The sequence below is a fragment of the Phenylobacterium haematophilum genome, assembly GCF_014196295.1.
GTDB lineage: Bacteria > Pseudomonadota > Alphaproteobacteria > Caulobacterales > Caulobacteraceae > Phenylobacterium > Phenylobacterium haematophilum.
Genome location: NZ_JACIDK010000016.1, coordinates 1 through 24,708 on the forward strand (window position 1 = coordinate 1; position 24,708 = coordinate 24,708).

Annotated in this window: 27 protein-coding genes and 1 tRNA gene; 11 read left to right on the forward strand and 17 right to left on the reverse strand. The window is 68.8% G+C overall.

Features of this window, described 5'->3' with window-relative positions; translation table 11 throughout:
- Positions 1–98: 98 nt before the first annotated feature.
- Positions 99–1,442: an NADP-specific glutamate dehydrogenase gene (gene gdhA / locus GGQ61_RS21600; protein ID WP_183777131.1), complete on the reverse strand. Its 1,344-nt coding sequence runs from the start codon at positions 1,440–1,442 to the stop codon at positions 99–101.
- A gap of 179 nt (positions 1,443–1,621) precedes the next feature.
- On the opposite strand from gdhA, the gene GGQ61_RS21605 reads away from it, so the two are divergent.
- Complete coding sequence (locus GGQ61_RS21605; protein ID WP_183777132.1) at positions 1,622–2,044, forward strand: CBS domain-containing protein; 423 nt, start codon at positions 1,622–1,624, stop codon at positions 2,042–2,044.
- A 118-nt stretch (positions 2,045–2,162) separates the two neighbouring features.
- Here GGQ61_RS21605 and GGQ61_RS21610 read toward each other — a convergent pair whose 3' ends face one another.
- A complete protein-coding gene (locus GGQ61_RS21610; RefSeq protein WP_183777133.1) occupies positions 2,163–3,182 on the reverse strand; it encodes a zinc-dependent alcohol dehydrogenase family protein in 1,020 nt (339 codons plus the stop codon).
- 78 nt (positions 3,183–3,260) lie between these two features.
- On the reverse strand, positions 3,261–4,421 hold the full coding sequence (locus GGQ61_RS21615) for an MFS transporter (protein ID WP_183777134.1): 1,161 nt from the start codon (positions 4,419–4,421) through the stop codon (positions 3,261–3,263).
- A gap of 110 nt (positions 4,422–4,531) precedes the next feature.
- Between GGQ61_RS21615 and GGQ61_RS21620 the strand changes: the two genes are divergently transcribed.
- Positions 4,532–5,155, forward strand: coding sequence for an exopolysaccharide biosynthesis protein (locus GGQ61_RS21620; RefSeq protein WP_183777135.1), 624 nt, complete (start codon positions 4,532–4,534; stop codon positions 5,153–5,155).
- On the opposite strand, the gene GGQ61_RS21625 is transcribed toward GGQ61_RS21620, so the two are convergent.
- Positions 5,156–6,166: a DUF1176 domain-containing protein gene (locus GGQ61_RS21625; protein WP_183777136.1), complete on the reverse strand. Its 1,011-nt coding sequence runs from the start codon at positions 6,164–6,166 to the stop codon at positions 5,156–5,158.
- 75 nt (positions 6,167–6,241) lie between these two features.
- Here GGQ61_RS21625 and GGQ61_RS21630 point away from each other — a divergent pair, with 75 nt between their 5' ends.
- From GGQ61_RS21630 to GGQ61_RS21640, 3 genes are read left to right on the forward strand one after another with little or no spacing between them, the layout of a single operon-like run.
- Entirely contained in the window at positions 6,242–7,513 is a 1,272-nt protein-coding gene (locus GGQ61_RS21630; RefSeq protein ID WP_183777137.1) for an aminotransferase class III-fold pyridoxal phosphate-dependent enzyme, read from the forward strand.
- Between the two features lie 20 nt (positions 7,514–7,533).
- Positions 7,534–8,958: an amidase gene (locus GGQ61_RS21635; protein WP_183777138.1), complete on the forward strand. Its 1,425-nt coding sequence runs from the start codon at positions 7,534–7,536 to the stop codon at positions 8,956–8,958.
- A 52-nt stretch (positions 8,959–9,010) separates the two neighbouring features.
- Entirely contained in the window at positions 9,011–9,343 is a 333-nt protein-coding gene (locus GGQ61_RS21640) for a hypothetical protein (RefSeq protein ID WP_183777139.1), read from the forward strand.
- A gap of 154 nt (positions 9,344–9,497) precedes the next feature.
- Here the strand turns inward: GGQ61_RS21640 and GGQ61_RS21645 are convergent, their stop codons facing one another.
- The 6 genes from GGQ61_RS21645 to rlmJ all read right to left on the reverse strand — a co-directional run bounded on the left by GGQ61_RS21645 (position 9,498) and on the right by rlmJ (position 14,804).
- Positions 9,498–10,169, reverse strand: coding sequence for a cytochrome b/b6 domain-containing protein (locus tag GGQ61_RS21645; RefSeq protein ID WP_183777140.1), 672 nt, complete (start codon positions 10,167–10,169; stop codon positions 9,498–9,500).
- Positions 10,170–10,171: 2 nt separating this feature from the next.
- Complete coding sequence (locus GGQ61_RS21650) at positions 10,172–10,636, reverse strand: c-type cytochrome (protein WP_183777141.1); 465 nt, start codon at positions 10,634–10,636, stop codon at positions 10,172–10,174.
- Positions 10,637–10,734: 98 nt separating this feature from the next.
- Complete coding sequence (locus GGQ61_RS21655; protein WP_246371164.1) at positions 10,735–12,756, reverse strand: AsmA family protein; 2,022 nt, start codon at positions 12,754–12,756, stop codon at positions 10,735–10,737.
- Positions 12,757–12,808: 52 nt separating this feature from the next.
- A complete protein-coding gene (locus GGQ61_RS21660; RefSeq protein ID WP_183777142.1) occupies positions 12,809–13,372 on the reverse strand; it encodes a sugar transferase in 564 nt (187 codons plus the stop codon).
- Between the two features lie 66 nt (positions 13,373–13,438).
- Positions 13,439–13,903: a hypothetical protein gene (locus GGQ61_RS21665; protein WP_183777143.1), complete on the reverse strand. Its 465-nt coding sequence runs from the start codon at positions 13,901–13,903 to the stop codon at positions 13,439–13,441.
- A gap of 79 nt (positions 13,904–13,982) precedes the next feature.
- Entirely contained in the window at positions 13,983–14,804 is an 822-nt protein-coding gene (gene rlmJ / locus GGQ61_RS21670; protein WP_183777144.1) for a 23S rRNA (adenine(2030)-N(6))-methyltransferase RlmJ, read from the reverse strand.
- Positions 14,805–14,899: 95 nt separating this feature from the next.
- Between rlmJ and GGQ61_RS21675 the strand changes: the two genes are divergently transcribed.
- The 4 genes from GGQ61_RS21675 to GGQ61_RS21690 all read left to right on the forward strand — a co-directional run bounded on the left by GGQ61_RS21675 (position 14,900) and on the right by GGQ61_RS21690 (position 18,325).
- On the forward strand, positions 14,900–15,919 hold the full coding sequence (locus GGQ61_RS21675; protein WP_183777145.1) for a DNA topoisomerase IB: 1,020 nt from the start codon (positions 14,900–14,902) through the stop codon (positions 15,917–15,919).
- A gap of 71 nt (positions 15,920–15,990) precedes the next feature.
- On the forward strand, positions 15,991–17,208 hold the full coding sequence (locus tag GGQ61_RS21680; protein WP_183777146.1) for an LLM class flavin-dependent oxidoreductase: 1,218 nt from the start codon (positions 15,991–15,993) through the stop codon (positions 17,206–17,208).
- 2 nt (positions 17,209–17,210) lie between these two features.
- Positions 17,211–18,023, forward strand: a complete 813-nt coding sequence (locus GGQ61_RS21685; RefSeq protein ID WP_183777147.1) for an arylamine N-acetyltransferase family protein — start codon at positions 17,211–17,213, stop codon at positions 18,021–18,023.
- A 92-nt stretch (positions 18,024–18,115) separates the two neighbouring features.
- Entirely contained in the window at positions 18,116–18,325 is a 210-nt protein-coding gene (locus GGQ61_RS21690) for a hypothetical protein (protein WP_183777148.1), read from the forward strand.
- On the opposite strand, the gene GGQ61_RS21695 is transcribed toward GGQ61_RS21690, so the two are convergent.
- Both GGQ61_RS21695 and GGQ61_RS21700 read right to left on the reverse strand, forming a co-directional pair.
- Positions 18,322–19,302: an aldo/keto reductase gene (locus tag GGQ61_RS21695; RefSeq protein ID WP_183777149.1), complete on the reverse strand. Its 981-nt coding sequence runs from the start codon at positions 19,300–19,302 to the stop codon at positions 18,322–18,324. The genes GGQ61_RS21690 and GGQ61_RS21695 overlap by 4 nt on opposite strands.
- 67 nt (positions 19,303–19,369) lie before the next feature.
- The gene (locus tag GGQ61_RS21700) at positions 19,370–19,642 is read right to left on the reverse strand and encodes a hypothetical protein (RefSeq protein WP_183777150.1); all 273 of its coding nucleotides are present in this window, start codon (positions 19,640–19,642) and stop codon (positions 19,370–19,372) included.
- A gap of 322 nt (positions 19,643–19,964) precedes the next feature.
- Between GGQ61_RS21700 and GGQ61_RS21705 the strand changes: the two genes are divergently transcribed.
- A complete protein-coding gene (locus tag GGQ61_RS21705; RefSeq protein WP_183777151.1) occupies positions 19,965–20,240 on the forward strand; it encodes a hypothetical protein in 276 nt (91 codons plus the stop codon).
- 58 nt (positions 20,241–20,298) lie between these two features.
- Here GGQ61_RS21705 and GGQ61_RS21710 read toward each other — a convergent pair whose 3' ends face one another.
- Together GGQ61_RS21710 and GGQ61_RS21715 are read right to left on the reverse strand one after the other, a co-directional pair.
- Positions 20,299–20,508 (reverse strand): YbdD/YjiX family protein, encoded by a 210-nt coding sequence (locus tag GGQ61_RS21710; RefSeq protein WP_183777152.1) that lies wholly within the window; start codon positions 20,506–20,508, stop codon positions 20,299–20,301.
- 5 nt (positions 20,509–20,513) lie between these two features.
- The gene (locus tag GGQ61_RS21715; protein WP_183777153.1) at positions 20,514–22,571 is read right to left on the reverse strand and encodes a carbon starvation CstA family protein; all 2,058 of its coding nucleotides are present in this window, start codon (positions 22,569–22,571) and stop codon (positions 20,514–20,516) included.
- A 91-nt stretch (positions 22,572–22,662) separates the two neighbouring features.
- Here GGQ61_RS21715 and GGQ61_RS21720 point away from each other — a divergent pair, with 91 nt between their 5' ends.
- Positions 22,663–23,133 (forward strand): hypothetical protein, encoded by a 471-nt coding sequence (locus GGQ61_RS21720; protein WP_183777154.1) that lies wholly within the window; start codon positions 22,663–22,665, stop codon positions 23,131–23,133.
- Here the strand turns inward: GGQ61_RS21720 and GGQ61_RS21725 are convergent.
- The 3 genes from GGQ61_RS21725 to GGQ61_RS21735 all read right to left on the reverse strand — a co-directional run bounded on the left by GGQ61_RS21725 (position 23,130) and on the right by GGQ61_RS21735 (position 24,695).
- Positions 23,130–23,936: an acyl-CoA thioesterase gene (locus GGQ61_RS21725; protein ID WP_183777155.1), complete on the reverse strand. Its 807-nt coding sequence runs from the start codon at positions 23,934–23,936 to the stop codon at positions 23,130–23,132. The genes GGQ61_RS21720 and GGQ61_RS21725 overlap by 4 nt on opposite strands.
- 47 nt (positions 23,937–23,983) lie before the next feature.
- Entirely contained in the window at positions 23,984–24,454 is a 471-nt protein-coding gene (locus GGQ61_RS21730) for a hypothetical protein (RefSeq protein WP_183777156.1), read from the reverse strand.
- Between the two features lie 164 nt (positions 24,455–24,618).
- A tRNA-Met gene (locus GGQ61_RS21735) sits at positions 24,619–24,695 on the reverse strand.
- Between the last annotated feature and the right edge of the window lie 13 nt (positions 24,696–24,708).

Sequence of the window (24,708 nt, forward strand, 5' to 3'; positions counted from 1 at the left end):
CCACCCGCTACGACCGCAGGGCCATCCACTTCCTAGGCTTCGTACACCTCGCCGCCACCATGATCTGGCTGCGCTGAATGTCGATTCCGCCTAGGCCGTCAGATGACGCCTTGGGCGGCCATGGCGTCGGCGACCTTGACGAAACCGGAGATGTTGGCCCCGTCGACATAACTGACCGAGCCGTCGGCCCGTTCGCCGTAGCGCAGGCAGGAGGCGTGGATGCCGCGCATGATCTCCAGCAGGCGACGATCGACCTCCTCGCGCGGCCAGGAAAGCCGCATGGCGTTCTGGCTCATCTCGAGGCCCGAAGTTGCGACGCCGCCGGCGTTGGCCGCCTTGCCGGGCCCGAACAGCACGCCGGCCTCTTCGAACGCCTTCACCGCCTCGATGGTCGAGGGCATGTTCGCGCCCTCGGCGACGCAGATGACGCCGTTAGCGATCAGGCTGTCGGCATCCTCGCGGGCAAGTTCGTTCTGGGTGGCGCAGGGCAGCGCCACGTCGCATGGCACGCTCCAGGGACGGATCCCCGCCTCGAACCGCAGGCCCAGCTTGGCCGCGTATTCCGACACCCGGCCGAAGTAGTGGTTCTTCACCTCCATCAGCTCGGCGAGCTTTTCGGGGGTGAAGCCGTCCTCGTCGATCACCGTGCCGCTGGAGTCGGAGACGGTGATGACCCGCGCACCCATCTGCATCGCCTTTTCGACGGCGTACTGGGCGACGTTGCCCGATCCGGAGACGCAGACGCGCTGCCCCTCCATCGAGCGTCCGGCGTGGTTCAGCATCTCTTCGGCGAAATAGACCGTGCCGTAGCCGGTCGCCTCCGGACGGATCAGCGAGCCGCCGAAACTCAGGCCCTTGCCGGTGAACACCGCGTCGGCGCGATTGGTGAGCTTCTTCATCATGCCGGCCATGTAGCCGACCTCGCGGCCGCCGACCCCGATGTCGCCGGCCGGCACGTCGGTGTCGGCGCCGATGTGCCGGAAGAGCTCGGAGATGAAGGCCTGGCAGAAGCGCATCATCTCGCCCCGGCTGCGGCCCTTGGGATCGAAGTTCGAGCCGCCCTTGCCGCCGCCCATCGGCAGGGTGGTCAGGGCGTTCTTGAAGGTCTGCTCGAAAGCCAGGAACTTCAGCACAGAGAGGTTCACGGTCGGGTGGAAGCGGATGCCGCCCTTGTACGGCCCGATCGCCGAGCTGTGCTGGATACGGTAGCCGCGGTTGACGTGAACCTCGCCCTTGTCGTCCACCCACGGCACCCGGAAGATGATGATGCGCTCGGGTTCGACCAGCCGGTGGATCAGCCCCTGCTCGGCATAGGCTGGGTTGCGCTCAATGAAGGGCCAGAGGCTGGTCATCACCTCGGTCACGGCCTGAAGGAACTCGGGCTGTCCTTCGTTGTCGGCCGCAACGGTATTGAGGCAGTCCTCCAGGCTCTTGAACTTCATCGGATCCTCGCGACCTATGCTTTAAAGAATGCTGCGGTCTAGGGCCTCCACCGGGTCCGCACAATCACGAGTATGGCCGCCGCCACCCCTGGTGAGTAACGCCTTCGCGAGCTTCCCCATGGGGAACGGACGGCCCCGGCCGGGGTTCAAGCACCTCCACCCACGGAAGGAGAGCCGTCTTGAAAGTCAGCGAAGTCATGACCGCCCAGGTCGTCACCGCCAAACCGAAGACCTCGATCAAGGAGGTCGCGCGCATGATGTCGGAGATCGACAGCGGCGTGATCCCGATCGCCGAGGACGGCAAGGTGCTGGGCGTGGTCACCGACCGCGACATCGTGGTCCGGGTGGTAGCCGACGGCGGCGCGCTGGACGCGCCGGTCTCCGACATCATGACCGACGACGTGCAGTCCTGCCACGCCGACGACAACCTGGCCGAAGCGACCGCCAAGATGGGCGCACACCAAGTCCGCCGCCTGCTGGTCTACAGCGACGGTCGGCTGGCCGGGATCCTGTCGCTGGGCGACGTCGCCCTCGACTACGGCGCCAAGGCGGTCGGCCGGACCCTCGAAGAGATTTCGGCCGAACCGGCCAATCAGCAGTAGGCGGCCGCGAGAGAGATCGAAGGCGGCGCCGCTGAGGCCCTCGGGCGATCGCGACCACCACGATGCGGTGTTCGCGATCGCCCCCCTCGGCGCGCAGGACTGAGGAAGGCCGCCTTCTTCAGAACTGCAGCACGATCTTTCCGAAATGCTCGCCGCCCTGCATGGCGGCGAACGCCTTGGCCACGTCCGTCCAGGGGAAGACCTTGTCCACCACCGGTTCGATTCGATGCAGTTCGATGGCCCGGCACATGGCCTCGAACATCTCGCGCGAGCCGACCGACAGCCCCTGCAGCCGCGCGCTGTTGCCGATGAGGACGCCCGGATTAACGCCCTCGCCGGCGCCAGCGACGACGCCGATGATGGCGATGTGGCCGCCGATGCGGACCGCTCGCAGGCTCTGCTGGATGGTGCCTGCGCCGCCGACCTCCATCACGAAGTCGGCCCCGACGCCGCCGGTCGCGTGGCGCACCGCGGCGGCCCAATCCTCTGTGGTGCGGTAGTTGACCAGGTGGTCGGCGCCGAGCGCCTTGGCGCGGGCCAGCTTCTCGTCCGACGAAGAGGTGATCACCGTGCGATAGCCGGCCGCGTGGGCGAACTGCAGGCCGAAGATCGAGACGCCGCCGGTGCCCTGCAACACCACCGTGTCGCCGGGCTCGAGTCGGGCGTCTTCGAACAGGCCGCGCCAGGCGGTGAGCGCCGCGCACGGCAGGGTGGCCACCTGCTGGTCGGTCAGGAAGTCGGGTACCTTGGAGACGCCCTCCTGGCTGAAGACGCCCAGTTCACGGCCCGCGCCTGGAATCGGGTAGCCGAGCGCCGAGGAGAGCTTTTCCAGGGTCGGGCGGCCGGCTGTCCAATTCTGGAAGAACAACGTGGCGACGCGGTCGCCGACCGCGACGCGGGTGACCCCAGGACCGACGGCCTCGACCACGCCGCAGCCGTCGGAGAACGGAGTGATGGTCCCGCCGGCGGTGGACGAGCCACGGCTGTACATGCCGTTGACCATCAGCATGTCGCGATAGTTCAGCGACACCGCCTTCATACGGACCAGCACCTCGCCATGACCAGGCGTTGGGTCAGGCTCGTCGACCACCTTCAGAGCGTCGAACCCCCACGGCGCTGAAACTTCCAAGGCCCGCATGCATCCTCCCTAGGACTATAGTTTGGCGGCATAGTCGCCCCTTCGGGCCTGCCCGCAAGACTGTCGTCGCGGAAGGGCTTACGGGTCGAGGCGCTTGATCCCATAAAGCCGCAGGGCGCCAGCCAGCCCGAGCGCCGACATCAGGGCCATGGCCAGGTAGCCCTTGGCCCCGACCAGGTCGAACAGCCAGCCCGAGCCGATGGTCGCCGCCCCCATCAGCAGGCCGCCGGAGAGCGCCGAGTTGATGGTCTGAGCGGCCGAGGCGTTGGCTGGCGTGGAGAGCTTTTCGACCAGCTGTAGGGAGGCAAGGAAGGTCGCCGCATAGGTGAAGGTGTGCAGCGCCTGCATCGGCAGCAGCAGCCACAGCGGCGGCGAGAAGGCCAGCACCGTCCAGCGGACGAGCGCGGCGGTCCCACCGATGACGAGCAGGTTGCGCGGGCCGATGCGCCGGCGCCACGGCTCCATGAACCACATGAAGCCGACTTCGACCGCGACGGCCAGACCCCAGAACAGGCCGGTGGCGCTCTCGGGCATGCCCTGCTGTTTCCACGAGAGCGTCGAGAAGGAGTAGTAGAAGGCGTGGGCCGACTGGATCAGGCCGACCGACACCACCGCCAGCATGAAATTGCGGTCGGCCAGCAGTTCGCCCAGCCCGGCGAGGCGCTCGGAGAGCCGGCTGGCCCCGCCGCCCTCGCGAACCGGATCGGGCGGCAGCAGACCGCGCGCGGCGCCGGCCGCCAGCATCGCCGCAGCGGTGATCCAGACCAGGACCAACTCGGGCGAGTAGCGGGCCAGCAACGCGCCGACCACGACATTGGCGATGATGAAGGCGACCGAGCCGATGCCACGCGGCCAACCGTAGTTGAAGCCGTCCCTGCCCGCCCGGCGGAAGACGATGACGTCGGTCAGCGGGATCATCGTCGAGAGGATGGTGTTGGCCAGGAACCAGATCCCGAACCACCAGGCGAAGCCGAACGGGGCGGCCAGCAGGCCGTAGGCCAGCGCCGCCGCCAGCCCCATCAGGATCAGCGGCGTGCGGCGCAGGGCGAAACTGTCGGCCCACATGGCGATGGCCGGCGCGGTGACCGCGCGGGCCAGCATGGGCGCTGAGAGGATCAGGCCGATCTCAGCGCCCGAGAGCCCGCGCGAGGCGAACCAGACCGGGATGTACGGCGAACTCGCCCCCGTTCCGACGAACAGGGCCGCGTAGAACAGACCAAGGCGGAGCGGCTGTGACATCTGGCCCGACCGGCTTATGCGAGTCGTCGCCAACAATCGCGTGAGTTCAGGCGATTTGGCCGCGGCTTTTCCTTCCGCAACGGCGCCTTGCCGTGCTAGCGCGAAGCTTGATGTCCGAAGACCGTAAAGCCGCGAGCGTATCCGAACTCCTCGACCTGATCGCGGAGCGCCCGGACCGCGAGGTTTCGGTCGGCGACCTGCTCGACACCTTCGGCGATCGCGCCTTCGGGGCGCTGATGTTCGTGTTCGCAGCCCCGCTGGTGCTGCCGATGCCGCCGGGGGTCTCGGCGCTGCTCGGCGCGCCGCTGATCTTCATCACCTTCCAGTGGACGATGGGCCGCAAGACCCTCTGGCTGCCCAAGGTGATGCTGTCGCGGACCATGAGCATGGCCGACTTCCGCGCCCTGACGGTGAAGCTGAAGCCGCACCTGGCGCGGCTGGAGCGGCGGCTGCGGCCGCGGCTGACCTTCATGTACAATCCGCTGGGCGACCGGCTGGTCGGCGCGCTATGCTTCGTGCTGTCGCTGATCGTGTTCCTGCCGATCCCGTTCGGGAACATGCTGCCGAGCTTCGCGATCGCCGCCTTCGCGATCGGCGGGGCCGAGCGCGACGGGCTGGCGGCGCTGATCGGCTGGATCGCCGCGATCCTGTCGGTGGTGGTGCTGATCGTGCTGTCGAAGGCGATCGTCGCGGCGATCCTGGCGTTCTTCGCCACCCTGCTCGGGATGTTCTGACTACTTGGCGCGCGTGCGCCAGGTGGTGACCCAGTCGTCCGGCGACACCCCGCGGCATTCACCCATCAGATCCTGGGCGGTCGGCGCGAAGGCCTTGCCGTCCCAGACCCAGGTGTTGACCGCACCGCAGTCGCCCAGGCCCCGGCCCTTCTCGAAGTTCGACAGGGTGCGGGTCGCCGGGTCGTAATCGACGTTCATCAGCTCGGTAGTCGTCTCGGCGGAGCTGGCGTAGCGGATCGGCAGGCGGCGGGCCGCGCCCTTCGCGTCCACCACCGCGAAGCTGTAGATCATGTTGTAGGCCCCGCGCGTGCAGAGCGGCGCCCACAGGGTCAGGTCGGGCGACAGCCTTGCGGCGATCGGCGCGATCTCCAGCGTGGCGATGTCGTCATCGCAGTCGCCCATCAGCGCCATGACCGACTTGGGCGGCTTGGCCGGCAGGCCGGCCTGGGACACGGCCGGCGCGGCCTGGACCAGCGGCGGGGCCGGCGGCGCGGGCACCGCCGAGGCCGGGGCCGGGCCCTTGGCGACCAGAGCGGTGACGCCGCCGGCCCGCTTCTGCTGATCGTCCATCCAGCGCAGGGCCGCCGAGCTGCCGGCCAGGGAGATCGCGCCGATCGGCTTGCCGGCCGCGGCAACCTGCAGCGCCTTGCCGTTGGCGGCCGCGGCGAGCACGGCGGCCGATTGGACCGGGGTCAGGGCCGCGGCGGCGCCGCCGTCGCCGTCTTCGCTGGCCGCCGTGACGGTGGCGAGGGCTTTGCCGTCGACCGAAAGCGCCCAGGGCCCGGGCGGTCCTTCCATCACCAGCTTGGCCTGAGCGGCCTCGGCCGCATGAGCGCCGCGCGCGACCTTCAGGTAGCCGGACATCTCGAACGCTTCGCCGGCGAAGCCGAAGGCGGCGCACTCGCGGGTGTTGTCGCAGGCGACCCACCAGTCCTTGAAGGTCTCGTTGGCGCTGGCCGGCGCAGCGGCCGCCATCGCCAGGCCCACCAGGGCCAGAACCTTCACCGTCATCACCCGCTCCCCGGTTGCCGAACTGCGTTCGCAGCGTAAGGTCTCGATACGGCCTTCGTCGACGGAGAACTCCCCATGACGCGTAGCCACGACAGAGTCCTGCGCGAGCGCGCCGCAGCAGTGATCCCCGGCGGAATGTACGGCCACCAGGCCGTAGGCCTCTTGCCCGACGACTATCCGCAGTTCTTCAGCCGCGCCGAGGGCGCGCACATCTGGGACGCCGACGGCAAGCGCTACCTCGACCTGATGTGCGCCTACGGTCCGAACCTGTTCGGCTATGGCCAGCCCGAGATCGACGCGGCCTATGTGCGCCAGCTGGGGCTCGGCGACACCCTGACCGGGCCGACCGAACTGATGGTGCGGCTGGCCGAGGAGATGACCTTGCTGGTCAGCCACGCCGACTGGGCGATGTTCTGCAAGAACGGCACCGACGCCACGACCATGGCGCTGATGACCGCGCGAGCCCACACCCGCCGCAAGACCATCGTGCGGGCCAAGGGCGCCTATCACGGCGCGGCGCCCTGGTGCACGCCGCGGCCGGCCGGAACCACCGACACCGACCGCGCGCACCAGATCTTCTGCGACTACAACGACGTGGCCAGCCTGGAGGCGGCGGTGGCGCAGGCGGGCGACGACCTGGCCGCGATCTTCGCCGCGCCGTTCAAGCACGACGCCTTCATCGACCAGGCCGCGCCCGACCCGGCCTATGCGCGGCGCTGCCGCGAGCTGGCCGACCAGACCGGAGCGCTGCTGATCGTCGACGACGTGCGCGCCGGCCTGCGGATGGCGCGTGACTGCTCGTGGTCGGTCGTGGGCGTCGAGCCGGACCTCTCGACCTGGGGCAAGTGCATCGCCAACGGCCATCCGATCTCGGCGCTGCTGGGCTCGGAGAAGGCGCGCAAGGGGGCGGCCTCGATCTATGTCACCGGCTCGTTCTGGTATCAGGCCGCGCCGATGGCCGCGGCGCTCGAGACGCTGCGGCTGGTGCGCACCACCGACTATCTGGAACGGCTGAGCGCCATGGGCGAGCGGCTGTCGGCAGGACTGACCGAGCGGGCGGCCGCGGCGGGTTTCGGCCTGCGCTGCACCGGCCCGGGCCAGATGCCGCTCTACCTGTTCGACGACGACCCCGACCTGCGAAAGGGCTTCTTCTTCGTCTCGCAGATGCTTCAGCGCGGGGTCTATCTGCACCCGTGGCACAACATGTTCCTGTGCGCGGCGATGACCGAGGCGGACATCGACGCTGTCCTGAATGCCGCAGAGGACTCGCTGGCGGCGCTCAAGCGCGAGGCCGGCGGGCTGGCCCCGGTCGCGAAGCTGGCCTTCCTGGCCGGCGGACAAAGATAAAAGTTCGAAGGGTAGGAACGATGGACGATTACTCCGAGCACGACGGCCTGGCGCTGGCCGCGCTGGTGGCCAAGGGCGAGGTGACGCCGCTGGAGCTGGTGGACGCGGCCATCGAGCGGATCGAACGTCACAATCCGTCGCTGAACGCCGTGGTCTACAAGGCCTATGACGAGGCGCGAAAGACCGCTCAGGGCCCCCTCCCCGACGGTCCGTTCAAGGGCGTGCCGTTCCTGATCAAGGACCTCGGCGTGCCGGTGGCCGGCTGGCCGCGGACTTACGGCAGCCGCTTCGCCGCGGGCTGGGTGGACCAGGACGATTGCGGCCTGACCCGGCGCTATCGCGAGTCCGGCGTGGTGCTGCTGGGCAAGACCAACACCCCGGAGTACGGCATCACGGGCGTGACCGAGGGCGCCTATCTGGGCGCCTGCCGCAATCCCTGGAACCCGGACCACGTCTCGGGCGGATCGTCGGGCGGGGCGGCCTCGGCGGTGGCGAGCGGCATGGTCCCGCTGGCCCACGCCAGCGACGGTCTGGGCTCGATCCGCATCCCAGCCGCCTGCTGCGGGCTGGTCGGCCTGAAGGTGACGCGCGACCGCACGCCGAATCTGCCGGACGGCGACAACTACGCCATGGGATTCTCGGTCGATCACGTGGTGACGCGCACGGTGCGCGACAGCGCCGCCATGCTCGACGCCACCGGCCGCCCAGAGCCTGGCGCGCCCTTCGAAGCGCCGCACAAGGAGCGGCCCTACATGGAGGAGATCGAGCGCAGCCCCGGCAAGCTGCGCATCGCCTGGTCGTCGGAGACCCCGTCGGGCCGGCCGATCGAGCCGCAGATCCAGGCGGCGCTGGAGCGCACCGCCGCGCTGCTGAAGGGCCTCGGCCACGACGTCTTCGAGAAGGGCCTCGGCATCGACTACCGCGCCCTCTACACCGCCCGCGCGCCGGTCTCGGGCGCCAACTTCGCGGCCAACATCGCCCGGCTGTCGGCCATGCTCGGCCGCGAACCGCAGGAGCACGAACTTGAGCCGCTGACCTGGGCGGCGCTGAAGAGCGGGCGCAAGGTGACCGGCGAACAGGCCTTCCGCGGCTGGCAGGACCTGCGCGACCTGAACCGCAAGACGCTGATGTTCTTCAAGGACGTCGACGTCTACCTGTGCCCGGTGCTGGGCGCCTCGGTGCCGCCGGTCGGGCTGATCGACCCGGTGGCGGTCGATCCGCAGGAGCTGAACAAGCGCCAGAGCAAGGCCTTTCCCTTTACGCCGCCGTTCAACTTCTCGGGCCAGCCGTCGCTGTCGCTGCCGCTGGAGATGGACGACGACGGCCTGCCGATCGGGATGATGTTCACCGCCCGCTTCGCCGACGAGGCGACGCTGCTGCGGCTCGCCGGCCAGTTGGAAAAGGAAGCGCCGTGGAAGGGCCGTCGTCCGGCGCTCTGGGGGTAGAAAGCGCCGGCCCTCCCGCGTTAGCTTGGGATCAGGATTCTAGGAGTATTCCATGAGCGACCGGATCGAACGGCCCTGGGCCCTGATGCGCCACCACGCGGGCTGGGCCGACGTCTTCCACATCGAAAATGAGACGGCCGACTCGATCACCGGCTTTTATCCCGACCGTGAGACGGTCGGCCCGCCGGTGAACTACAGCGTGCGCGCGGTGCTGGCGCGTTTCCCGACCATGGAAGCGGCCCGCGCAGCGCGCGAGGGCGCGGTGCTGGAATGGCGCAAGCATGACGCCGGCGTGCGCGAAGCCGAAGACAAGCTGCGCGCGGCCGAAAAGGCGCGTGAAGACGCGTGGCTGAACTGCCTGCGCGGCGCCGCCGACGGCAAGTAAACCTGAGTGTCATCCCGGCTGAAGCGAAGCGAAAGGCCGGGATCCATTCGCGCCAAGTGACGAGAACTTGGCGACGCCCGGTGCGCCCCTGAGGGATCTGGCGCTCATGGATCCCGGTCTTCGGTCTGCGACCGAAACCGGGATGACAACAGCGCTAGAACCTCAAGCCTTTGGCGATCGCCCAGGCCACTAACACCGCCAGCGCCAGACCGACCAGCAGCCGCCAAAGGGCGGCCGGATGCAAGGCCTCGCCCTGGAAGGGGCGTTTGCCGGTGATCATCGCGCCGACCAGGTTCTGACGCTTCCACGCCCAGTAGAAGACGATTGCAGCGATGTGCAGGGCCACCAGCGCCTGCAGCACGCGGAACACCGTCTCGTGCAACTCGGCGGCGACGCGGCTGGCGTCGAAGCTGACCAGGTGCGACAGCGGTCCGGACTCCAACCCGTCGAGATCGCTGGCGAAGAGGCCAAGCCCGACCTGGACCAGCATCACCGCCAGCATGGCCAGGACGCTCCAGGCGCCGAGCGGGTTATGGCCGGGGCCGTCGCTGGGACGGCGGGCGCCGAGCGTGCGCATGTAGGCCAGCGTCGCGCCCGGCCCCTTCAGGAAGTGCGTGAACCGCGCGGTCGACCCGCCGGCCACGCCCCACCATAGCCGGAAGACCAGCAGGCCGACGATGGCGTAACCCGACCAGCGGTGAATTTGCATGTTCTCGCCGGCCGAAAGCCAGGACACAAGCAACAGCACGACCAGCGACCAGTGCACGATCCGGGTCGGCAGATCCCAGAGCGGGCGGGGCGGCCCCGCCGCGACGTCCGAAGCCATGACTATTTCTCGACGCGGTAGACGTCGTGACAGGCCTTGCAGGTCCCGCCGGTGGCGCGGAACTGCGCCTTGATGGCGTCGACATTCCCCGCCGCGGCGACGGTTTGCAGCTTTCCGGCCTGGGTCTGGAAGTTGGCGGCGGCGGCCCCGAACTTGGCGGAGTCGGTCCAGATGTTCGGCTTGGCCTCGGTCTTGAAGCCGGCTTCAGGACCCGAGCCCTTGGGGAACCACTTGGTGACCTGGGCCGCCTGGGCGTTCACCACCGCGGCGTTGGCGGCGATGAGCTTGGTGTCGGGCGAGCCCTTCTTGAGCTCGTCGCTGATCGCCTTGAAGGAGGCGCCGATCTTCTTGTAGCCGGCCTGGCGCGTGGCGATCGCGGTTTCGGCGGCGGAGGCGGCGATCGCGCCGGTGGCGCCGAGCGCCAGGACGAGCGCGACGGCTAGGGGTTTGGCGGGGCGGATGGGCATCGTCGAGCCTCTGTTTGGTTGATCGGACCAGAGTGGGCGCCCGGCTTGCGGGCGTCAATCGAGGATGACCAGCACTGATTGCGCGATTGTTGCAGGCGTCAGGTGCGGGGCTTGGCGACCGGCGCGCCCTGACGGCCGGCATGGGCGATGAGCGCGCCGCAGGACGCGTCTTCAGCCAGGCCGAGATCGACGAACGGCAGCACCGCGGCCAGCGGCGCAACCAGCGCGCCAAGCGCGGCGGCGACGCCGCCCTGAGCCATGGCTCCCGAGGCCTCAACACCGAGCCTGGGCTTGACGATCGGTCCCTCGATCGTGACCGGCGCAGTGAGACGGATCAGCCGAGCTTCCTTGGCGTGGCCGGTCATGCGCAGGTTCATCGTCTCGTCCCGTAGATCGATACGCCCTTCCCCGGTGCTCAGCACTGGCGTGGTGTCGAGGATGATGCGGTTGGCGGTCAGGACGCCGTCCTTAGCCTGGAAGTGAGCGACGGCGCAGCGCAGGTCGGTCTTGCTCTGATCCTTGGCGAGCAGCAGGCCAAGGCCCTTGGTGACGTTGACTCCCATCAGTTCGGCGAAGGCTGCGCGGATCTCGCCGCCAGGCACGACGAATAGCGCCTGACCATCGGCATGGGCGGCGGCTTCGCGCACCGAGGCGCCAGCGCCCGTCAGCTTCACGCGGCCGAGGAGAGAGCCCGTGATCGGCGCGGTACCGCCGCTGCGGATGGGGATCAGCTGTTCCAGCCGCGCCCGCGACAGCCGCAGATCGATGCTGGTGACGGGCGTGCCGCGCCGCGCATCGAGCGTGGCCTGGCCGGCGAGCGCGCCCTGATTGAGGTCCAGGCGAAGCGGGTCGGCGTCAAGCACGCCGTTCTTCAGCTTGATATGCACCGAGCCCCCGCGCACCGGGAGGCGCGGTGAGGAGATGCTGGCGGCCGCGTACTTCACATCGGCGTCCATCGCGCGGATGCGCGAGACGTCGAGCTTGGCGTCCGGGAGCAACCGGCGCTGGGCGGCCAACTGCCGGCCGACCGCCTGCTGGGTCGGCGACGCGGTCTCGCCGCCGCCACGCGCAGGCGCGCCGCCGAACACCGCGGCGAGATCGTCGAAGTCGAGGCGCTTGGAGCGCAGGTCGGCGGTCAGGAAGGGGCGTTCACCCGCGGTGTTGACCGAGAGGCCGCCGGCCATGTCGCTGTCGCCGACCCGGCCGCCCACTCCGGTCACGCGCCAAAGCCGCTGCTCGCGCGAGAGTTGGCCCGAAAGCCGATAGGGCGGCGAGTTTGGGAACGCGACCCCAGTGAGGTCGTAGAGATCGGCCAGGTCCGGCCCGCTGGCGGTGACCTGCGCCTGGAAGCGGCCGAGGTCGAAAGGCCGCGCGATCTGGCCCTTTGCCAGGATCCGAGTGGCGCCGGCACGCACGTCGGCGTCGAACGGATACGGACGGCCAGCGCGGACGTTGACCAGAGGCCCGCCGGTCAGCGCCAGGGTGAACGGCGCGCCGTTGATCGCGCCCTTGCCCGACATGACGAAGCGAGGATTCGCCGCGCCGCGCCGTTCGGCGGCGTCTATGGCCGCCTGCAGGCTCAGCCGCCGGCCGGCGTCGTTGAACGACATCCGCCCATCCTCGACGCGGAAGTCCTGGATCGGCGGCAAGCGCAGGGGTTTCGGTGGGGCGTCCGGATGCAGCGACCAGTTCGCGCGGCCCTTGGCGTCGCGCAACAAAGCGAGGTTGGGGCGGGTGACTTCGAGGCGGCGGAACACCAGCTGACCGCGCAGCAGCGGCAGCGCTTCGATCTGCAGCTGCAGCCGCTCGATCTCGGCCATCTGTCCCTTGCCGGCCCAGGCCGGCTGGCCGATCTGCAGCCGCCCGACGGTGGCGCTGGGAGTGAAGCTGAACGGCCGCACATCGAGATCGCCGAGAATGGCGACCTCGCGATCCAGGCGGGCTGAGGCGAAACGCGAGATCGGGCCGCGCAACTGGTTCCAGTCGAGGACCGCGAGCAAGACGATGCCGCCGCCGATCACGGCCGCCACGGAGCCGGCCGCGATCACCAGCCCCTTGCGATGGGCGCTGATCCAATGTCGTACCCCGCGCTGGGGCTTGTCGCTCGCATCCTTGGGCAATGGCTCGCTCCGGAAGGTTCCAGAACGCGTCAGTCGCCGAGCGGTGGCGCCGCTAGTGCCGAACGCCGCGGCCAGAGAAGGCCGCGACCAGGGTGATCACGATGATTCTGATATCGAGCAGGAGGCCGCCGCGCGCCAGGTAATCAGCGTCCAACCGGGCCTTGTCGGTATTGGGCAGGTCGTCCCGGCCGTTGATCTGGGCCCAGCCGGTGACGCCGGGACGCAAGGCCTCGACGCCAGCCGCCGTGCGCAGGGCCACGAGATCGTCCTGATTGAACAAGGCCGGACGCGGGCCGACCAGACTCATGTCGCCGACCAGCACGCTCCAGAGCTGGGGCAGTTCATCGAGGCTCGAGCGCCGCAGGAAGCGGCCCAGCGGGGTGATCCACGCGTCGGGGTCAGCGAGCAGATGGGTCGCCACATTGGGAGCTCCGGTCTTCATGGTCCGGAACTTCGGCATCTTGAAAAGACGGTTGTAGCGGCCGACACGGCTCGACCAGTGCAGCGCCGGGCCCGGACTGTCGATGCGCACGGCGAGCGCGATCACCGCCATGACAGGCGCGAGCATGATCAGTCCGGCCAGGGCCGCCAGGATGTCGAAGGCCCGCTTGGCCACGCGTGCTGTCCCCTCGCCGTCTGCAACGGGTCAGGGATAGCCCGCTGCGGGCGCCGCCGCCAAGGGTCAGGCGTCGGACGCGGGATCGCCTGGCGGACGGGCCTTGGCGCGCGGCTTGGCGGTCGTCTCCGAGGCCGCCTCGACGACGGCTTCAGCAAGCGGCTCGACGACGGGTTCGGTCGCGTCCACGGGGGCGACGGCCGCGATGAATGCGGCGGTGGCGTCGGCGCCGGCCTGCAGCGCCCCTTCGACCATCGCGCCTGCGACGGCGGAGACCTCGGCCACCGCGGCGATCGGTTCGGGCGGCACGGCGTCGGCGGCGGGCGCCGGCAGCGCCGCGGCGTGAGCGGGCGCCAATAGCGCTTCGAGGTTGCTGCGGTCCGCCCAGCGGGTCATCCACCAGTAGGCGACGCCGGCCGAGGCCGCGCCGGCGAACAGGAACCAGAGCGGCGAGGCCGCGCCGACAGGGATGTAGAGCGCTTTCTGCGGATCGAGGGACGCCGGCCCCTCTGCGAATACGGTGAGAGCCATGGGTACGCCTCCAAACAGCCGGGGTTTGTGCGATGCAGCAAACCCTAACCCGACTTTTCGCAGGCGCAAAATGAAGCTTTTAGGCGCTCCAGACCTGGGCCTTGCCGCCCTGGCCCAGGTGCGAAACCGTCCAATCGCAGATCGCGGCGAGCGGCGCCTCGAAGCCTTCCGGCGCGTTGGCCAGCACCAGGGCGCAGCCGTTCATCTTCATCGGATCGGTCAGCGGCCGCATACGCGCCTCGGCCACCAGCAGCGAGCCGCCATAGGCGTCCTCGGCCTCGCGCAGGAACGCGTCGAAGGTCTCGAGATCCTTGAGCGGCATCCAGACCATGACCACCGCGGCGGGGTTCCTGGCGGTCAGCGCGCCGATCGCGGCGGCGCAGCGTTCGTAGTCGTCGCTCTTCTCGAACGGCGGATCGATCAGCACCAGGGCCCGGCCCTGCTTGGGCAGCCGAGCCGCGACCTCGGCGTAGCCGTCGGCGCAGACGGTCTTGGCCGCGGGCCAGCTGGCCAGGGTGTCGGAGAGCGCCGAATGCTCGGGCGCTCGCAATTCGCAGCCGAGATAGGTGTCACCCTTACGCAGGGCTGCGGCGACCAGCAGCGGCGAGCCGGGATAGAGATTGGCGACGTCGCCGCCATTGAGCTTCACGACGGCCTGGCGCAGCAGCTGCATGGCCGGCGGCAGGTCGGCGGCCTGCATCAACTGGGCGATCCCCGCCTTCGCCTCGCCCGAGCGCTGCGCCTCCTCGCCGGTGAGGTCGTATAGGCCGCGGCCGGCATGGGTGTCGAACACCGCCAACGGCCCAGGCGCGGCTTGCAGCTGGGCCAGCAGGTCGAGCAGGGCGGCGTGCTTGACGAGGTCGGCGAAGTTCCCCGCGTGGAAGGCGTGACGGTAATTCAAGGCGGCCTCCTTGCGAGGGAACCGGGCCGCGGCGGGCCCTGTTGTGAGCGTCGGCGCTTCCTGCCACGTCCCGCCCGCATTGCCAAAGGCCCGCCATGCCCCGTGATACAGTTCCGCCGCCGGCGGCCGGCCTTAGCTATGTGAACGACCACGAGCCAGGCCTGTCACGAACGGCGGGCGCGAGCGGGTTCAGCTATCGCGACGCGGACGGAAAGCCGGTGCGGGACGAGGCGACGCTCGAGAGGATCCGCGCGCTGGTGCTGCCGCCGGCCTGGACGGACGTTTGGATCTGCGCCTCTCCACGCGGACACATCCAGGCGACCGGCCGTGACGCCCGCGGCCGCAAGCAGTACCGCTATCACCACCTCTGGAACCAGGCGCAGGCCGGTGAGAAGTTCGAACGGCTGATCGCCTTCGGGCGGCTGCTGCCGAAGCTGCGCGCGCAGGTCGAGCGCGACCTGCGTCGGCGGGGACTGCCGCGGGAAAAGGTTCTCGCCGCAGTGGTGGCGCTGATGGAGCTCACCCTGATCCGGATCGGAAACACCGAGTACGCCAAGACCAACAAGAGTTTCGGCCTGACCACCCTGCGCGACCGCCACGCTGAGATCACCGCCAGCGGGGCGGTTTTCGAGTTCCGCGGCAAGAGCGGCAAGGTCCATCGCACCGGCTTTCGCGACCGGCGGCTGGCAAGGATCGTCAAGGCCTGCCAGGACGTGCCCGGTCAGCGACTGTTCCAGTACCTCGACGAGAGCGGCGAGCGCCGCGCGGTCGAGTCCAGCGACATCAACGCCTATATTCGCCAGGCGATGGGCGAGGGTTTCTCCGCCAAGGACATCCGCACCTGGGCCGGCACCCTTTACGCTGCGCGTGGCCTGGTCGAACAGCCGCCAGCCAAGGACGCGGCGGAGGCCAAGCGCCGCGTCGTCGTGACGGTGAAGGCGGCGGCCGCGCTGCTCGGCAACACCGCCGCCGTGTGCCGCAGCTCCTACATCCATCCGCTGGTGCTGGAGGCCTATGAGCGGGGCGCCTTGCCGTTGAAGCCGGGGCGCTCGCCGCGGGCGTTCGAGCTGTCGGTGCTGCGGTTTCTGGAGGCCGCACAGGAGGCCGCGCGCTGACGCGCCGTCACCCTGGCGTTGCTTGCGAATTGGGAGTTAGCCTCCGGTCAAACGGCCAAGGGAGGGCCACCATGCTCGGACACAAGCTGCGCTTCGGGGCCTTCATCGCGCCGTTCCATCCGCTCGACGAGAACCCGACCCTGGCGATCCAGCGCGACCTGGAGCTCGTGCAGTGGATGGACCAGCTGGGCTACGATGAAGCATGGATCGGCGAGCACCACTCCGCCGCCTATGAACTGATCGCCAGCCCCGAGGTGTTCATCGCCGCGGCCGCCGAACGGACCAAGCACATCCGGCTGGGCACCGGCGTCTCCTCCCTGCCCTATCACCATCCGATGATGCTGGCCGACCGCATCAACCAGCTCGACCACATGACCCGCGGGCGGGTGATGTTCGGGGTCGGGCCCGGCGCGCTGGTCTCCGACGCCTTCATGATGGGCATTCCCGTCGCCAAGCAACGCGACCGCATGGACGAGGCGCTGGATGTGCTGGTCCCGCTGCTGCGCGGGGAGGAAGTCACCCACGAGAGCGACTGGTTCAGCCTGGTCAACGCCCGCCTGCAGATGACGCCCTATTCGCGGCCGTCGGTGGAGATCGCGGTCGCCAGCCAGGTCTCGCCGACCGGCGCGCGGGCGGCGGGCAAGCACGGCGCGGGCCTGCTGTCGCTGGGGGCGACGACGAGCGCCGGCTTCAACTCGCTGGCCGCCAACTGGGGCATCGCCGAGGACATCGCCAAGGAGAACGGCCAGACCATGGACCGCAGCCGCTGGCGGCTGGTCGGCCAGATGCACATCGCCGAGACCAAGGACAAGGCGATCGAGCAGGTCCGCTTCGGGCTGGAGAAGTGGATCTACTACTTCAAGGAGATCGCCAATCTCCCGATGGTGCCCGACGACTTCAAGGGCGACCCTGTCGAAGCCTATCTGGCCCTGGGCCAGGCGGTGGTGGGTACGCCCGACGAGGCGATCGAGCGCCTGCAGCAGCTGGTCGACGAAAGCGGCGGCTTCGGATGCTTCCTGCTGATGGCGCACAACTGGGCGCGTTGGGAGGACACCAGGCGCTCCTACGAGATGATCGCGCGCTATGTCGTGCCGCACTTCCAGCAGATGAACGTCAACCGCCAGGCCTCGATGGACTGGGTTCGCAGCAACAAGACCGAATTCACCTCGCAGACGCGCGCCGCGGTGGGCGCCCGCATCGTCTCGCACATGATGGAAAAGGGCGCCGACAAGATTCGACCCGAGATCGTGGCGATGATCCAGGGCGCCGCGCCGCCGGCCAAGGAGTAGAGTTGAAGCTTCAGGCCTATCTCGACCGCATCGGCTTCACGGGCGTGCCGCGCGTCGACGTGGCGACGCTGCAGGCGATGCAGCGTCTGCACCTGCGCGCGATCCCCTATGAGAACTTCGATGTCGCCATGGGCCGGCCAATGACGCTCGACCCGCAGGCGGCGTTCGACAAGCTGGTCACGGGGCGGCGAGGCGGCTGGTGCTACGAGATGAACGGGCTGTTCGCCGCCATGCTGCGCGAAGTAGGTTTCGAGGTCACCGAGATGGCCGGAGCGGTGCTGCGCGGCGAGCGCGGGCCGGCTTCGCACGCCAACCACCTCGTGCTGCGGGTCGATCTCGACCGCCCCTATGTCGCCGACGTCGGCTTCGGCGACGCGCTGCTGGAGGCCGCGCCGCTGGAGTTCGGGCCGCATCAGTGCGCCGGGTTCGACTTCTCGTTCGAGGCGCTGGGCGACGGCTGGCTGCGGTTCCACAACCATCCGATGGGCGGGGCGGCCTATTACGACTTCCGCAACGAGCCAGCCGACCGCGATGAACTGGCGGGCATGTGCCGCTGGTTGAGCACCTCGCCCGACTCGGTGTTCACCCAGACCGTGTTCGCCTTCCGCCACGAAGAGGGCGGCGTCGCCGTGCTGCGCGGCCGGACAATCAACTTCATCCGGCCCGATGAGAAAAGCCTGCGTTTCATTGATTCTGCAGATGAATTCGCCACGATCCTGAAAGACCGCTTCGAGCTCGACATTCCCCGCGCCCGCGAGCTGTGGCCCGCCGTCTGCGCCCGCCACGAGGAGCTGTTCGGGACGGTGACCGCCTGACGGTTCCCTGCCGCGGCAGTCATAAAAGCGTGCCTGGACATCCCTGCGCCGCGCGATCAAATCGGCGGAAGGGGGACTCCAGGAGAGACGCGATGACCGACCTTTCCCTGCCGCCCTCCGTCACCGTCAGCCCCACCATCGTCGGCGTGTCCGTCCTGACCGACGACGGCGTGACCGTCCAGGTCAGCCTGCCGCGGCCGCGCGGCCTGCATGACCTGCCGATCGAGGAGGTCGCCGACCGGGCCCGGCGGATGGCGCAGGACGCCCTGCGGGCGGCGGCGACCAGCCTCGGCTCGACCTAGCCTTCAGTATCGACGGAGGCCTGCATGGCCGGCGCGTAGCGCGGGCCGGTCACGGTCTGCGGGTTCACGAGTTCCTCGACCTTGGCCATCACGTCGGCCGACAGCCGGATCGCGGCGGCGGCCGCGTTCTCGCGCATGTGGTCGGGGTTGGTCGTGCCGGGGATCGGCACGAGCGTCTCATCCTTCTGGAGGAGCCAGGCCAGGCAGAGCTGGGCCGGGGTGCAGCCGGCTTCCCGCGCCAGGGCGGCGAAGCCCTCGAACATCTTCAGATTGGCGGCGAAGGCCTCGCCCTGGAACCTGGGCATCGCCTTGCGGAAGTCGCCATCCTCCAGCGCCGCCGCGTCGGAGACGCCGCCGGCCAGGAAGCCGCGACCGACCGGGCTGAACGCCACGAATGTCACGCCGAGCTCGCGGCAGGCGTCGAGCACGGCGATCTCCGGATTCCGGGTCCAGGGCGAGTACTCGGTCTGCAGGGCGGCGATCGGGTGTACCGCATGGGCCCGGCGTAGGGTCGGAGCCGAGACTTCCGACAGGCCGATGGCGCGGATTTTCCCCTCCTTCACCAGGTCGGCCAAGGCGCCGATGCTGTCTTCGATCGGCACGCGCTTGTCCCACCGGTGAAGGTAGTAGAGGTCGATGACGTCGGTCTGCAGGCGCTTCAGGCTGCCTTCGCAGGTGGCCTTGAGGACGTCCGGATGACCGTTCAACTCGCGCTGGTCGCCGTTGGTCAGGCCGCACTTCGAGGCCAGGACGTAGTCACTGCGGCGGTCCTTGAGCACCTCGCCGACCAGGGTCTCGTTGTGGCCGACGCCGTAGACCGCGGCGGTGTCGAGGAAGGTATAGCCGGCGTCGAGGGCGCCCTTCAGCACCCGCTCGGCCTGGTCGCGCGGCGGCGGGGAGCCATAGGCGTGCGAGAGGCTCATGCAGCCCAGCCCGATGGCCGAAACTTCGAAGTCGCCCAGTTTGCGCTGGTCCATGCCGTTCTCCCGCTCCCTGTTCTCTGGGTCGGGAGAAGGCGTCAGACGCGCCGCGCGGTCAACCGCCTTACGGCGTGACGTTCATCTTGATGACGATGCGGCCGGGATTGGCCAGCGCGAAGGCTTCCGGAACCTCGACCTGGGCGGCCAGCTTCACGGCCTCGGCCGCCGGGGCGCCGTCGGCGTCAAGGGCCTTGCAGTCGGTGAGGTTCGCGCCGCTGATCTGGCAATCGACGAGCACCGCCTGTTCCGCGGGCGGCGCGACCGGAGCCGCAACCGGCGCCGGAGCGGCGTAGGAGGTCGAGATCACGGCGGCGGCGGCGAGTGCAGACAGGAACATGGGACCTCGACGTTAACAAAGGTTACTCAATGGTGAAGCCCCGTCGAAGGCAAGTGTTTCATTCCGGGGCCGTCGGGGTTGTCCACCGCAATCGTCGTGCCCAAACGGCCAGCTTCGCCCCATGCTGGAAACCGAGGCGCCGGCGCCCATCACGGTTGCAGCGCACAACTGCGCTACTGCACCGCAGCAAAAACGCTTGAAACCTTGTCCGGCAAAGGGCAGGAAAAAGGTCAGGCGAAACGGTCACGTGAGAATTTGAACCGTCGCCAAGGGAAACGTCGGGAGGTGGTTGGCTCCAACCCCTTTCCGGGAACTAGTGATTATGATCCGTACTCTTGCTCTGACCGCCGTGGCCGTTTTCGCCATCACCGCTCCCGCTCAAGCCGCTTCGGTCACCGTTCCGCTGGCCGGCAAGAGCCAAGCCCAAGTCGAAGCCGATGTGGCCAAGGCCGCGCGCAACGTCTGCTTCCGCGCCACCCGCAACGAAACCCTGGCGCTCGACGCCTACTCGCGCTGCGTGAAGGCGACCGTGAAGGTCAGCCTCGACACCTACGCCACGGCCCAGGCTCCGACCAACTCGGCCCTGGCGGCGCGCTAAGCGCATCACTCCCAGTACTGTGTAGCAAAGGCCGGCGGAGACGCCGGCCTTTCGCATTTCAGCAGCAGCGGAAACCGCCGCGGCCGCCCGCTCCGTAGCGAGCGTCCTGGCGGTCGCGGAAGAACTCAGTGCGGGTCATCGGGGCCTGGCCCGGATGGGTGCGGGCCATGTGCTCGACATAGGTTTCGTAGTTCGGCACCCCGACCATCAGCCGCGCGCCGTCACAGACGCATTGGGCGAAGCGGGCGAATGGGTTTGGAGAGGCCATCTTCCCTACTCCGCGGGAATCGCGTCGGGATTGATCTCCCGCGCGGTCCAGCCGTCGGCGCGATAGGCCTTCAGGCAGGCGGTGATCCCGAACCAGATCATGCTCAGCACGACGGCGATGAAGACCGCGCAGAGCGCCGCGTCGATGCGGTCGTTCCAGACGATCTTGTTCATGTCGGCCATGCTCTTGGCCGGCGCCAGCACCTGGCCTTGCGCCAGGGCGTCGCCGTACTTGCGCGCATGCGACAGGAAGCCGACGGCCGGATCGGGCGAGAGCAGCTTCTGGAAGCCCGCGGTCAGGGTGCAGATGCACAGCCACACCGCCGGGATGATGGTCACGAACGCGTAGCGGTGCCGCTTCATCTTGAAGATCACGACGGTGGCCATGATCAGCGCGATCGCCGCCAGCATCTGGTTGGAGATGCCGAACAGCGGCCAGAGCGTGTTCACCCCGCCGAGCGGGTCGGTCACCCCCTGATGCAGGAAGAAGCCCCAGGCCGCGACGCAGAGCCCCGTCGCGGTCAGGTTCGCCGTCCAGGACGAGGTGTCCTTGAACTTCGGGATGAAAGTCCCGAGCAGGTCCTGCAGCATGAAGCGCCCGGCCCGGGTGCCGGCGTCGACGGCGGTAAGGATGAACAGCGCCTCGAACAGGATCGCGAAATGGTACCAGAAGGCCATCATCGCCTTGCCGCCCAGCACGTGGGAGAAGATGTGCGCCATGCCGACGGCGAGCGTCGGGGCGCCGCCCGCGCGGGAAATGATGGTGGTTTCGCCCACGTCCTTGGCCGTCTGCTCGATGAGCTCCGCGGTGATCGGATGGCCCATGGCGCCGACCGCGGCTGAGGCGCTTTCAGCTGTGGTTCCGACCACGGCGGCCGGGCTGTTCATCGTGAAGTAGACGCCGGGATCGAGGATCGAGGCGGCGATGATCGCCATGATCGCCACGAAGCTCTCCATCAGCATGCCGCCGTAGCCGATGAAGCGGGCGCTGACCTCGTTGTCGATCAGCTTCGGGGTGGTGCCCGACGAGATCAGGGCGTGGAAGCCGGATACCGCGCCGCAGGCGATGGTGATGAACAGAAAGGGGAACAGCGTGCCCGACCACACCGGCCCGCCGCCGGCGGCGAATTGGGTGATCGCCGGCATCTGCAATTCCGGCCGCATGATCACGATGCCGATGGCGAGCGCCAGGATCGCGCCGATCTTGAGGAAGGTCGACAGGTAGTCGCGCGGGGCCAGCAGCAGCCAGACCGGCAGCACCGCGGCGACCGCGCCATAGCCGATCAGGATCCACGACAGCTGCAGACCGGTCAGGGTGAACATGCCGGCCAGTTGCGGCGAGGCCGCGACCCACTGCCCGCCGACGATGGCCAGGATCAGCATGACAAAGCCGAAGATCGACACCTCGGCGATCCGGCCGGGGCGGATGAAGCGCATGTAGACGCCCATGGCGATGGCGATCGGCACGGTGGCCGCCACCGTGAATGTGCCCCAAGGGCTGGAGGTCAGGGCCTTGACCACGATCAGCGCCAGCACCGCCAGGATGATGACCATGATCATGAAGGCCCCGAAGAGCGCGATCACGCCTGGGATCGGGCCGAGTTCCTCGCGGATCAGCTCCCCCAGCGACTTGCCATCGCGGCGCATGGAGATGACCAGAACGAGGAAGTCCTGGACGGCGCCGGCCAGCACCACGCCGGTCAGGATCCAGAGCACGCCGGGCAAGTAACCCATCTGTGCGGCCAGCACCGGCCCGACCAGCGGCCCCGCGCCGGCGATGGCCGCAAAGTGGTGGCCGAACAGCACGTACTTGTCGGTCGGGACGTAATCGAGCCCGTCATTGCGTGTCACCGCCGGCGTCGCGCGCGCCGGGTCCAGGCGCATCACGCGCTGGGCGATGTAGAGGCTGTAGTACCGATAGGCGACGAGGTAGACGCAGATCGCCGCGGTCAGGATCCAGAGGGCGTTGACGTGCTCGCCGCGGGACGTGGCCAGGACGCCCAGCGAGCCTGAGCCGATGGCGGCCAGCAACGCCCAAGGGCCGTGTTTGCGCACCAGTTCCATTCGGCTGTCTCCTCCCCTGCCGCGCCAGCACTCGGCGCCAGCCTAGCTACAACCGATTGAGCCCCCGCGTGAACCTCTCTAGGACGCGTGCATGACAAAGCCGCAGATCGCCGGGCCGCTGGCGGCCACGCTGGACGTCGTCGCCGAGGGATGCGCCGATCTTGCCGATCCGTGGTGGGTGTTCGGCAGCGCCGGCATGGCGCTGGTGGGCGTGCCGGGCCTCAGCCCGCCCGACGTCGACCTGCTCGTCAGCGCACGCGATGCGCGCACCCTGCTGGACCGCTGGAACACGGCGCCGCTGGAGGCGGCCGCCTCGCCGCTGTTCCGCTCGGCGATCTTCGCCAAGGCGCAGGTCGCGGCCCTTCCCATCGAGATCATGGCCGGGTTCGAAGCATTCTCGGGCGGAGTCTGGGCGCCCGTGATTCCGGCCACGCGCAAGGCCGTGGACTGGAAGGGCCGGCGCCTGTTCACGCCGAGCGCCGCCGAGCAGGCCGCCATCTGTCGCCGCTTCGCGCGGCCCAAGGACCTGGCCCGGGTCGCGCTGTTGGAAGCGCTTGCCTAGTCGCGGACCCGCACGATCAGCGACTGGCTCGCCGTCGCCATCAACTCGCCGTCCTGAGCGAACAGGTACATCGCCCCGTGGCCGAAGCCGCCATGCACGCCGGTGATACGGATATCGCAGAGCACCCACTCGGTGCCCACGATCCGGCGGTAGCGGATGGTGTTGTCGAGGCTGTTGCCGCCGGCGTTGAGCCCCAGCGCGTTGCCGACCGCCCCGGGAATGAAGTCGGCCATGATCGCCAGCATGCCGGCGTCGATCGCCACGCCGTCGCGCGGGCGGATCCACAGCAGCAGGCGGCCGTCCTCGGCGCCGTCGCCGACGTCGGTGCCGCCGTAGCGGCCCTTGGCGACGCGGACCTCGATGCGGCTGTGCAGGTCATCGCCGCCGCCGCGCCAATGGTCGGCCGGAGCGCAGTTCTCCGGCGCGTCCACATCCGGCATGGTCAGCCACTGGCGGGAGATGTCGCTCGGCCGCGAGCCGAGCGCGGCGTTGACGGTGAGGATTTCCTTGTCGCCGACGTGGCTGATCACACGCGCCTGACTGTTGTACTTGCCGGCCGCCGGCACCCAGACGTCGAGGTCCACGACGCTGGGCGGCCGGGCATAGGACAGGTACTGCGCCGTGGCCCAGATCACTGGCCGCTCGCAGGTACGCTCCAGCGCGGTGATCGCAGAAGCCATGCCGACGCCGCCGAACATGAAGAGATTGTCCCGCGACCCGACGCAGACCGCCGGGGTCAGCGGCAGGTACCAGCGATGCGGGTTGTGGGTGGCTCGGAGGTCGAAGAACTGGGGCGCGCTCATGGCGCTCTCCATGAGAGCGCCTGAGCTTCAGCGCAAGTCCCTTCCGATCAGCGCGACGCTTCGGCCGCCTCGGCCTCGTTGCGCAGACGCCGATCGGCCTCTTTCATGAGCGCCTCGGTCGACTGGTTGGCCGCCTCGCGGGCGCGGATCTCGTCGACCAGCCGCTGGTCGGCGTTCTGGCCGTGCAGCGCATAGAGGAACGCCCCGAAGCCGCCGACCGCGGCGACAGTGAGCACTAGGGCCGCGATCGCGGCGATCCCCGTCCAGGCTTTGGATTGCTGGCCGGGAGGCGCCGGCTTCAGATAGGCCGCGCCGATGAAGACGACGCCGGCGAGGAAGGTGGCGCACCCGCCGGTGTGGATCATCGCCCGCTGCCCGACCAGGTCGACGTTGGCGACCACGCTCGGCGCCAGACCGATCAGGCGGTTGCCCTCCGTCAGTTGGGAGACCTCGATCGTACCGGCGAAGACGACCTGGGCGAGGCCCAGGATGGCGAGAATCCATCCGGCGATGATCATGAAAACACTCCCACGCAAACTCTAGACGCGGCGAATCCCGCCGACCGTCAAAGTCTACGCTGTGCGCAACAGATTGCGGCGAGGAAAGGACGCCGCAGGCTCGGGCCGCCAAGCGGGCGACAAAAAAAGCCCTCCGGCGAAAGCGGGAGGGTCGAAAAGAACCTTGGGTGCGGGGACAGGATTTGAACCTGTGACCTTCAGGTTATGAGCCTGACGAGCTACCGGGCTGCTCCACCCCGCGTCAGGGTGTCGTG

Excerpts from the sequence above, each read along its gene's own strand:
- GGQ61_RS21630 (WP_183777137.1), top strand. The coding sequence starts at position 6,242 with ATGACGCGTAGCCACGACAGAGTCCTGCGCGAGCGCGCCGCAGCAGTG.
- GGQ61_RS21650 (WP_183777141.1), bottom strand. The coding sequence starts at position 10,636 with ATGCCCATCCGCCCCGCCAAACCCCTAGCCGTCGCGCTCGTCCTGGCG.
- GGQ61_RS21635 (WP_183777138.1), top strand. The coding sequence starts at position 7,534 with ATGGACGATTACTCCGAGCACGACGGCCTGGCGCTGGCCGCGCTGGTG.
- GGQ61_RS21705 (WP_183777151.1), top strand. The coding sequence starts at position 19,965 with ATGATCCGTACTCTTGCTCTGACCGCCGTGGCCGTTTTCGCCATCACC.
- GGQ61_RS21615 (WP_183777134.1), bottom strand. The coding sequence starts at position 4,421 with ATGTCACAGCCGCTCCGCCTTGGTCTGTTCTACGCGGCCCTGTTCGTC.
- GGQ61_RS21625 (WP_183777136.1), bottom strand. The coding sequence starts at position 6,166 with ATGACGGTGAAGGTTCTGGCCCTGGTGGGCCTGGCGATGGCGGCCGCT.
- GGQ61_RS21725 (WP_183777155.1), bottom strand. The coding sequence starts at position 23,936 with ATGAGCGCGCCCCAGTTCTTCGACCTCCGAGCCACCCACAACCCGCAT.
- GGQ61_RS21690 (WP_183777148.1), top strand. The coding sequence starts at position 18,116 with ATGACCGACCTTTCCCTGCCGCCCTCCGTCACCGTCAGCCCCACCATC.
- GGQ61_RS21620 (WP_183777135.1), top strand. The coding sequence starts at position 4,532 with ATGTCCGAAGACCGTAAAGCCGCGAGCGTATCCGAACTCCTCGACCTG.
- GGQ61_RS21700 (WP_183777150.1), bottom strand. The coding sequence starts at position 19,642 with ATGTTCCTGTCTGCACTCGCCGCCGCCGCCGTGATCTCGACCTCCTAC.
- GGQ61_RS21680 (WP_183777146.1), top strand. The coding sequence starts at position 15,991 with ATGCTCGGACACAAGCTGCGCTTCGGGGCCTTCATCGCGCCGTTCCAT.
- GGQ61_RS21640 (WP_183777139.1), top strand. The coding sequence starts at position 9,011 with ATGAGCGACCGGATCGAACGGCCCTGGGCCCTGATGCGCCACCACGCG.
- GGQ61_RS21730 (WP_183777156.1), bottom strand. The coding sequence starts at position 24,454 with ATGATCATCGCCGGATGGATTCTCGCCATCCTGGGCCTCGCCCAGGTC.
- GGQ61_RS21675 (WP_183777145.1), top strand. The coding sequence starts at position 14,900 with ATGCCCCGTGATACAGTTCCGCCGCCGGCGGCCGGCCTTAGCTATGTG.
- GGQ61_RS21695 (WP_183777149.1), bottom strand. The coding sequence starts at position 19,302 with ATGGACCAGCGCAAACTGGGCGACTTCGAAGTTTCGGCCATCGGGCTG.
- GGQ61_RS21720 (WP_183777154.1), top strand. The coding sequence starts at position 22,663 with ATGACAAAGCCGCAGATCGCCGGGCCGCTGGCGGCCACGCTGGACGTC.
- GGQ61_RS21610 (WP_183777133.1), bottom strand. The coding sequence starts at position 3,182 with ATGCGGGCCTTGGAAGTTTCAGCGCCGTGGGGGTTCGACGCTCTGAAG.
- GGQ61_RS21710 (WP_183777152.1), bottom strand. The coding sequence starts at position 20,508 with ATGGCCTCTCCAAACCCATTCGCCCGCTTCGCCCAATGCGTCTGTGAC.
- gdhA (WP_183777131.1), bottom strand. The coding sequence starts at position 1,442 with ATGAAGTTCAAGAGCCTGGAGGACTGCCTCAATACCGTTGCGGCCGAC.
- GGQ61_RS21715 (WP_183777153.1), bottom strand. The coding sequence starts at position 22,571 with ATGGAACTGGTGCGCAAACACGGCCCTTGGGCGTTGCTGGCCGCCATC.
- GGQ61_RS21645 (WP_183777140.1), bottom strand. The coding sequence starts at position 10,169 with ATGGCTTCGGACGTCGCGGCGGGGCCGCCCCGCCCGCTCTGGGATCTG.
- GGQ61_RS21665 (WP_183777143.1), bottom strand. The coding sequence starts at position 13,903 with ATGGCTCTCACCGTATTCGCAGAGGGGCCGGCGTCCCTCGATCCGCAG.